The 8,639-nt window shown below is 75.7% G+C and carries 6 protein-coding genes; 3 read left to right on the top strand and 3 right to left on the bottom strand.

The annotated features are described in order from the left end of the window. Nucleotides 1–110: 110 nt before the first annotated feature. Both lhgO and PV721_RS37795 read right to left on the bottom strand, forming a co-directional pair. Nucleotides 111–1,349: an L-2-hydroxyglutarate oxidase gene (gene lhgO, locus PV721_RS37800; protein WP_319732538.1), complete on the bottom strand. Its 1,239-nt coding sequence runs from the start codon at nucleotides 1,347–1,349 to the stop codon at nucleotides 111–113. Nucleotides 1,350–1,412: 63 nt separating this feature from the next. After that, nucleotides 1,413–3,119 (bottom strand): sporulation protein, encoded by a 1,707-nt coding sequence (locus tag PV721_RS37795; protein ID WP_319732536.1) that lies wholly within the window; start codon nucleotides 3,117–3,119, stop codon nucleotides 1,413–1,415. Between the two features lie 630 nt (nucleotides 3,120–3,749). Between PV721_RS37795 and PV721_RS37790 the strand changes: the two genes are divergently transcribed. Beyond that, nucleotides 3,750–5,966 (top strand): asparagine synthase-related protein, encoded by a 2,217-nt coding sequence (locus tag PV721_RS37790; protein ID WP_319732534.1) that lies wholly within the window; start codon nucleotides 3,750–3,752, stop codon nucleotides 5,964–5,966. 37 nt (nucleotides 5,967–6,003) lie between these two features. Here PV721_RS37790 and PV721_RS37785 read toward each other — a convergent pair whose 3' ends face one another. Further along, entirely contained in the window at nucleotides 6,004–7,236 is a 1,233-nt protein-coding gene (locus tag PV721_RS37785; protein ID WP_319732532.1) for an MFS transporter, read from the bottom strand. A 153-nt stretch (nucleotides 7,237–7,389) separates the two neighbouring features. On the opposite strand from PV721_RS37785, the gene PV721_RS37780 reads away from it, so the two are divergent. Next, nucleotides 7,390–7,896: a MarR family winged helix-turn-helix transcriptional regulator gene (locus tag PV721_RS37780; RefSeq protein ID WP_319732530.1), complete on the top strand. Its 507-nt coding sequence runs from the start codon at nucleotides 7,390–7,392 to the stop codon at nucleotides 7,894–7,896. Nucleotides 7,897–7,922: 26 nt separating this feature from the next. Further along, on the top strand, nucleotides 7,923–8,639 hold a 717-nt coding region (locus PV721_RS37775; protein WP_319732528.1), incomplete at its 3' end, for an AfsR/SARP family transcriptional regulator.

Below are 8,639 nucleotides of genomic sequence, written 5' to 3'. Positions count from 1 at the left end.
TTTTTTTTTCAAACAGAAGTACAGAATTGTTTTTTTTGCCCTTCTCGGTGGCTGGGAAATGTGTATAAAGGACAGGCCCCGGCCCGGCCCCGGCCCGGCCCCGGCACCGCTCAGGCCGAGCCGAGGGTTCGAAGGGCTCGGGAGGCGATCTCCCGGCCGATCGGGAGCGAGGCGGTCGCCGCGGGCGAGGGCGCGTTCAGCACGTGGACCGTCCGCGGGGCGTCGCGGATCAGGAAGTCGTCCACCAGCGTGCCGTCCCGCAGGACGGCCTGCGCCCGGACCCCGGCCGCCGCCGGCCGGAGGTCCGCCGCGGTGACGGACGGCAGCAGGCGCCGTACCGCCCGGGTGAAGGCCTGCTTCGACAGCGAGCGGTGGATCTCGCCCGTCCCGTACCGCCAGTGCCGTGCGGCCATCCGCCAGGATCCCGGCCAGGCGAGCTCGTCCGCGATGTCGCGGGGCCGCACCGTCGACCAGTCGTAGCCCTCGCGGGCCAGCGCGGGCACGGCGTTGGGCCCTACGTGGACCCCGCCGCCGATGCCCCGGGTGAGGTGGACCCCGAGGAAGGGGAACGCCGGGTCGGGCACCGGGTAGACCAGCCCGCGGACCAGGTCCGGACGAGCCAGGTCGTAGTACTCGCCCCGGAAGGGGATGATCCGCATGCCCGGGTCGTCCCCGGCCAGGCGGGCGATCCGGTCGCACTGCAGGCCCGCGCAGTTCACGAGCACCCGCGCCCGGACCACCAGCCCCGACGTGGTGCGGACCGCGACGGCCGACGCGCGGCGGGAGATCAGGTCGACCGCGCCGCCGTAGACGATCTCCGCGCCCGAGGAATCCGCGAGCTGGGCGCTCACCCGGCCGTAGTCGACGATCCCGGTGCTGCCGACGTGGATCGCGGCCAGGCCCCGGACCTCCGGCTCGTACTCGGTGATCTGCGCCGGGCCCAGCTCGCGCACCGGGATGCCGTTCTCCCGGCCGCGCTGGACCAGGGCGTGCAGCCGCGGCAGCTCCTCCCGCTCCGTGGCGACGATCAGCTTGCCCGTCACCTCGTGCGGAATCCCGTGCTCCGCGCAGAACTTGACCATCTCGGCGGCGCCCCTCACCGCGAAGCGCGCCTTCAGCGATCCCGGGCGGTAGTAGATCCCGCTGTGGATCACGCCGCTGTTGCGCCCGGTCTGGTGCCGGGCCGGGCCCGGTTCCTTCTCCAGGACGACCACCTTCGTCCCCGGAGCCAGGCTCGACAAGGCGTGCGCCGTCGACAGACCGACGATCCCGCCGCCGATCACCAGCACATCGCAGTCCACGCCCACGCCGCCGCCCACGCTGACACCTCCCACCCCTGCATACTGCACCCCGGCACCGACAACGAGGCCACGCGGGTCCCGGGCCCGCCTCCGTGCCTTCCGGATCAGGTCCTACGCCGGCGTCACCAGCAGCGGCCGGGCCCGCTCGCGCAGCTCCGCGACGCGCGGCTCGTCACCGTACGGTTCCAGCCGGTGCAGCAGGTCCCGTACGTATTCGGTCGTCCGCGCCGAGGAGATCCTGCCCGCCACCTCCACCGCCCGGGTGCCCGCCGCGCAGGCCGCGTCGAGATTGCCCGACTCCAGCTCGGCGACCGCGCTCACCACCAGCCGCAGCCCGTGCGAGCGGACGTACTCCTCGGTGGGTCGGGACAGCGCCTGCTCGGTGAAGCGCCGTACCTGCCGCGGGAGTTTGAGGTCCCGGTAGCATTCTGCCGCATCCGCCGCGAAACGGTCGTACGAGTAGAAACCCAGCCAGGTCGGATCCGGATCGCCTTCCCGGGACCGCTCCAGCCAGCCCTCCGCCGCCCGCAGAGCCGCTCCGGCGGCCGTCGAATCGCCCGCCTTCGCGTGCGCCCGTGCCTCGACCAGCCGGAAGAAGCTCATGGTCCGGGCGGTGGCCAGGCCGCGGTTGCGCTCCACGGCCGCCTGAGCGAGGTCCACGCCCTCATCCGGGAAGTCCCGGTAGGTCGCCTGCAGCGACATCGAGGCCAGCACGTAGCCGCCGAGCGGTACGTCCGCAGCCGCGCGGGCGAGCCGCAGTGCCTGGATGTAGTAGCGCTGGGCGGCCTCCTGCTGGCCGGTGTCGAAGGCCATCCACCCGGCCAGCCGGGTCAGTTCGGCGGTCGCGCCGAACAGGGCGCGGCCCACCTCGTCGGTGTAGGAGCCGAGCAGCAGCGGCGCCGCGTCCACCCGCAGGCACTCGGGCACCATCGACGAACGCCAGTCCCCGCCGCCGTACTTGGAGTCCCAGCGGCGCGCGTCCTCGGCGGCCTCGCGCAGCTTGGTCACATCGCTGTGGCCCACGCGCTGCCCGTGGTCGCGCGGCGTTTCGGCGCCGGGCTGCGCGGGCACAACGGTGGACGGCGGGCCCGACGCCGGGCCTGCCATCGGGCCGGTCGCCGGTCCCGTCGTGCGGCCTTCCGGGGAGGGCCTGGGACCTGGCGCCCCCGCCGCCTCGTGCGCCGGTGCCGAGGCCGGCGTCCCGTGCGTCGCCGCGTCTTGAGCCGAGGGGGTGGCAGCAGTGACGGGTCCCTGCGCCGCGGGGCCGTGGGCCGCCGGGCCGTGCGCGACGGGGCCGTGCGCGACGGGGCCGTGGGCCGCCGGGCCGGGGTCCGAACCCGCCGGTTCCCGCGCCACCGAGCCGTCGGCGGGAGATATCAGCCAACGCGAGGCGGGCGTCGCGTACGCCGCCACCGAGAAGGAGCCCGCGAGCGACTGCCAGATCCCGCCACCGCCGCGCCGCCCGGCGAGGTCGAGCCGGTAGAGGTCGGTGGCCGAGCGCACCGCCGCGCCCACGTCGCGCGGGAAGGCCAGGCCGACCTCGGGCGCGGGGTCCGCGTCCGCCAGCCCGATCTCGTGCAGCGGCACCGGCCGCCCGAGTTTCGCCCCGATGGCGGCGGCGATCAGATGCGGGGCGGCGCCCTGCGGCACCATCCCCTTCGACACCCACCGGGCCACCGACGTCTTGTCGTACCGAAGCGTCAGGCCGCGCTGTGCGCCGAGGTCGTTGACGCGCCGGGCCAGCCCGGCGTTGCTGATGCCCGCGAGGGCGAGGACGGCGCCGAGCTTCTCATTGGGCTCGCGGAGCTCCCTGGACATGCGCCACCCCTCGTCACACGCGGAACGCATACGCCGCCGGGGCATAGGCGCCCGGCATTTCGTAAACCCAGCGTAGTTCCCCGCCTCCCAAGCGTTAAGGCCCTTACTTCCGTATGGCGGGATTGTTGTCCGTTTGCACAGTCCGGTCCGGGCCCGCTGCCGGGGCGCACGTGTCATCGCGTGCTCCGTCCGTGTGGCCGTGCGCCCGCCCGTGCGCTCTGGCCGGTCCGGGGGCCCGGCGATTCGATGTGCGGTGCGTGGGTCGGCCCGCTGCGCGGATCGGGCGGGCCGGGGGATGCCGCTACCTCAATCCCCGCGGGTGGCGGAACGGTCCGGGGGGCGGATTCCGCCTCCCGGACCGCGCCCGCGCACCGGGCTCCGGCGGCCCGGAACGGCTCTTCCAGCGGCCGAAGAATGGCTCAAAGCGACCTATGGGACGGTGGGAACGGAACGCCAAATACCGCGTGGCCGGGGCGTGTTCGTTTGCATGTGCGCCCCCTTTAACCACTCTCGCACGCCTGTCCCGTGGCAGCATGGACCCGAGCCATCCGGGGTCCCGCCGGCCGCGCCCTCAGCGCTGACCGTGCTGCCCGTGCCCCGGTCATGTGCCCACAGGCTGGGGAGGCGGCGGTGCGCTGGTTGGTGGGTTGGAGCAGTATCGCCGCGAGCTTCGGCACGGCCGGCCGGGTGGCCGGCCACGGCTCGGGGCACGCCTCCGGCCAGGGCGGCTACGGCCAGGGCGGCTACGGCGACCCAGGCGCACCGCTGCGCGGCGGCCTCGCGGACGCGGCCCACGCCGACGACCCCGGCGCGGACGCCGAACGCACCGTCCACCCCGTGGGCGCACAGCTCCTCTGGGGCGACCCCGACCCCCTCTGGGCCGTCGGCGACTGGCGCCCCGACGAGATCCGCACGGTCACCGCGGACCCCGCCGACCCCTTCACCCGGCTCGCCGTCCTCGGCTGCTGCGGCGCGACCGACGCCGAGTTGAGGCGGGCCCTCTACGCCGCCCGCGGCGGAGCCCTGCGCCACCTCACCCAGTGGTCCGGCAGCTACACCGCCGTCGTGCAGGCCGGCCGCCGGATCACCGTCGTCGGCGACCTCGCCGGCGCGCGCCCCGTCTTCTACACCCCCTGGGCGAGCGGCACGGCGTACGCCACCGCCGCCCTCCCGCTCGCCGACCTCATCGAGGCGCAGCTCGACATCGGCCATCTCGCCGCCCTGCTGGCCTGCCCCGACAGCCCGGAGGCACTGGGCGACGGCACACCGTACGCCGGGGTGCGGCGCATCCCGCCCGGGCACGCGCTCATCCTGCGCGAGGGCTCCCGCGAGATCACCGGCTACGAACAGGTCGCCTCGCTCGCGGTGGCCGCCCCGGAGGCCGATGCCGGGCGCGCGGTGGAGGGCGTACGGGAAGCGTTGGTGGACGCGGTGCGCGCCCGGCTCACGGCACCGCGGCATGCTCCCGAGACGCTGCCGCCGTACGATCCCGGCCCCGTGCCCGGAATGGGCCCCGCCGACCGGCGCGCGGCCCGCGGCGCCCCGGCCCCCGGCGTGGGCGCCGACCTCTCCGGCGGCAGCGCCTCCGCGACCCTCGCCCTGCTGGCGGCCGGTCTGCCGGGGGCCCCGGGCACCCTGCTGAGCCCCGCCGGGGCCCGGCTGCTCGCGGTCACCTTCAACGACCTGGCCACCCCGCAGGGGCGCGAGGCCGAACTGGAACGGGCCCGGGCCATCGCCGCCGACCCGCGCCTGCACCACGTGGTGGTGGCCGCCGCCGGGGAAGCCCTCCCGTACGCCGAACTCGACGGCCCGCTCACCGACGAACCCGGCCCCTCCCTCGTCTTCGCCGCCCGGGAGCGGCGAAGACTGGCCGCCGGCTCGGCCGACCACTTCACCGGCCACGGCGCCCGCCAGGTCCTCGACGCCCACCCGGCCCGCATGGCCGACCTCCTGATGGACCGTCGCCGGCGCCACCTGCTGCGCCCGGTGGCGGCGCTGGCCCGTTCCGCCTCCGCCTCCGGAGCCTCCGGGGAGTCGCTGCTGGTGCCGCTCACCGTGTACTCGGCGGCCCGCAGACTCGCCCGTACGACGTACCGCGCGGGCATGGAAGCCGCCGCGGCCCGGCTCCGCGAGGGCGGGGTCACCGAGCGCGCCTCCGGTCCGGTGGACGCTTCCCTCGCCGCCCTGACCTGGTCCCGGCCCGGCCCGGCGGCCGGCTGGCTCACGGGCGAGGCCCTGGCGGAAGTATCGATCCGGCTGACGGCCGCGGCCGGCCGGCCGCCGCTGTCGCTGCGGCCCGGGGAGGCCCGGGCCCGTTCGTTGCTGGCCCGGCACGCCGCCGACCACCGGGTGTTCGAACAGGCCGTGGAGGTCCGCAGCCAGCGCCTGCACGCCCCTTTCCTGGACAACCAGGTCGTACGGGCAGCCCGCGCCCTGCCCGAGTCCCTGCGCGTCCAGCCCGGGGCCCGGGCGGAGATCCTGCGCAGCGTCCTGGCCTCGGCCGGAGTGCGCGAGCTCCCGCCGGGCTGGGGCGCCACGGCCCACACCCCGAACGAGACGGCGACCCGGCTGGGGCTGCGCGCCGCCCTGGACGAGCTGCTGTCGCTCTTCGCCTCCCCGCTGCTCGCGGACGCGGGCCTGATCGAGGCCCGGGTGGTGCGCCAGGCCCTGCTCGACGCGGCGGACGGCCGGCCGGTCCCGCTGGACGGGCTGGCGGAACTCGTCTCGATGGAGCTGTGGCTGCGCCGGCTGCTGGCCCGCCGCGGCACCTGCTGGACGGGGACCTCGACGGCGCGACGACGGGCGGTGCCGGAGGGGGTTCCGGTGCACCGTCCGGCGCTTTCGTGATGCCGCCGGCCCGAGGCCTCGGCCCGGCCGGCGTGGTTCAGGAGCCGAGCACCAGGGCGGTCGCGATGGCCGGGCCGAAGGCGCCGCCGAGCTGGTAGCAGAGGGTGAACAGGCCGATGGCCGTGGGGCGCTGGGCGTCGGGGACGCTCGACGCGGCGTGCGTCGACAGCACGGCGTTGGCGCCGGTCGCGCCGAAAACGCCGCCCAGGGTGGCGAGCAGCAGCAGCGGCCCGTGGCTCGCGAAGACCGCGGTCAGCGCCGCCAGGGCGCCGATCCCCACCAGCACCGTGCGTACGGCCACCCGTCCCATGCGCGCCGAGCCCGCCGCCAGCAGCCAGGAGAGCGCGGAGCCGGTGAGCAGCGCCACGAGCTGACCGGCGCCGGCCGCGCCGGTGTCCCAGCCCGCGCGGTCCGAGATCAGCCGGGGCACGGCGAACAGCAGCGTGAAGTACGAGGTCGACAGCGCGAGCGCCAGGAGGGCGGAGCCGAGGAAGAGGGGCCTGCGGATCAGCGCGGCCGGGACGAAGCCCTCGGGGCGCCGTCGTACGTGGAGCGCGAGCAGCGCGGCGGCGAGGGCCGCGGAGCCGAGGGCGACGGCGGGGGCGTGGGGCAGCAGGACCAGGGCGGTGGCCAGCACCGTCAGCAGCGCGGCGCCGCGTGCGTCGAACCGGCCCTGCGGGGCGGATGCCGGGGCCTTCGCGTATTTGCTCACCGCGGGCACCGCCAGCAGCGAGACCAGGGACACCGAGAGCGAGAGCCGCCACGACACGGCGTGCGAGAGCTGGGCGCCGAGCAGCGGGCCGGTCGCCCCGAGCATGCCGAAGCCCGCGCTGATGACGCCCATGCGGCGGGCCGAGCCGGCCAGGCTCATCGCGGCCGCCACCAGGCCGGCGCCGCCGGCGGCCTGCGCGGCCCGCCCGAGGAGGGTCACCGGAAGCCAGGGGGACGCGGCGACGAGGAGCGTTCCGCCGAGGAGGAGGGCGCTGGACAGCCGGAGCACCGGCGCCAGGCCGCGGCGGCGCAGCAGGCCGGCCAGCAGGGGGATGGAGACGGCCATGGCCCAGGCGAAGGCGGCGACGAGCCAGGCGGCGGTCGAGGTGCCCACCCCGAGGGAGCCGGCCATGTCGGGAAGGATCAGGACGGGTGCGTTGGCTGCGGCGGCGACGGGCGTGGCCAGCAGCGCCAGCCACAGGACGGGGACCGGGCCGGGGCCGGACCGGTCGGCGGGGGTCGTACGCGTGCTTGTGGTCGTGTGCGTGCTCGTGCTCATGGTGGACGCCCACTCCGATCCATCTCAAGGTTCAGAATCTCAATGTTGAGATAAAAACAGGGCAGTCCTCTCAACGTCAAGTGTCTCAACGTTGAGATACCCTTCGAGGGGGCGCGGACGAGACACGAAGACGCACGAGGATGAGGACGCGACATGAGCGACGCAGTGGACGCGATCGTCGGCCAGTGGGCGGACGAGCGCCCCGAGCTGGCGGCCGGCCTGTGGCCCGTCGAGGTGCTGGCCCGCGTCCAGCGGATGAACCGGATCATCGACCGGCACCTCAAGGCCTTCGCGGCCGAACGGGACCTCGAGGTGGGCGAGCTCGACATCCTCTTCACCCTCCGCCGGTCCGGCCCCCCGTACGCGCTCACCGCCGGCGCCCTCATCCCGGCCGCCATGGTGACCTCGGGCGCGATCACCAACCGCATCGACCGCATGGAGGCCAAGGGCCTGGTCGAGCGGGTCCGGGACGGACAGGACCGCCGCTCGGTCCGCATCCGCCTCACGGAGCAGAGCCTCGAGCTCACCGAGTCCCTGATCACCGATCACCTCAGCCGCTACGCCGAGCTGCTCGCCCCGCTCGACCCCGCCACCTGCGCCACGGTCGCCGAGGCCCTGCGCACCCTGCTGGAGGCGAACGGAGACACTTCGATCACCTGAGTCCGGCCGCGGGGCAGAATTGGCGGGTGCGGTATCTCATCCTCGGCGTCACCGAGGCGCGCGACGAGACCGGCGCCCCGCTCCCGACGGGCGGCGCCCGCCTGCGCGCGCTCCTCGCCGCCCTCGCCCTGCGCGCGGGCCGCCGGACCTCCGTCGCCGAACTCGTCGACGACGTCTGGGGCGAGGCCCCGCCCCAGGACGCGCCCGCCGCCCTCCAAGCCCTCGTCGCCCGGCTGCGCCGCGCGCTCGGCGGCCGGGACACCATCACCGCCGACCCCGCCGGCGGCTACCGCCTGGCCGCCGCCCCGGACGACATAGACCTGCACCGGTTCAGCCGGCTGGCGGTCCAGGGCGGCCGGGAGCTGGCCACCGACCCGGCCGCCGCCGCCCGCACCCTTCGCGCCGCCCTCTCCCTCTGGCGCGGGCCCGCCCTGGCCGACCTCCCCGAACCGGCCCGCACGGGTCACGCCGCCGGCCCCGAGGCCCGCCGCTCCGCCGCCCTCCGCGACCGCATCGAGGCGGACCTGCGCAGCGGCGCCACCGCCCCGGCCGCACTCCTGCCGGAGATCGAGGCGCTGATCCAGGCGTCCCCGTACGACGAACCTCTGCGCGCCCAGCAGCTCCGCGCCCTACGCGCCGCCGGCCGCCCCGCCGACGCCCTGGCCGCATACGAACGCATCCGCCGCACCCTCGCCAATGCCCTGGGCACCACCCCCGGCCCCGAACTCACCACCCTCCACACC

Source organism: Streptomyces sp. MB09-01 (assembly GCF_033794505.1).
Lineage (GTDB): Bacteria > Actinomycetota > Actinomycetes > Streptomycetales > Streptomycetaceae > Streptomyces.
Note: the sequence above shows the minus strand (reverse complement) of the source record. Positions and strands in the feature narration are given on the sequence as shown.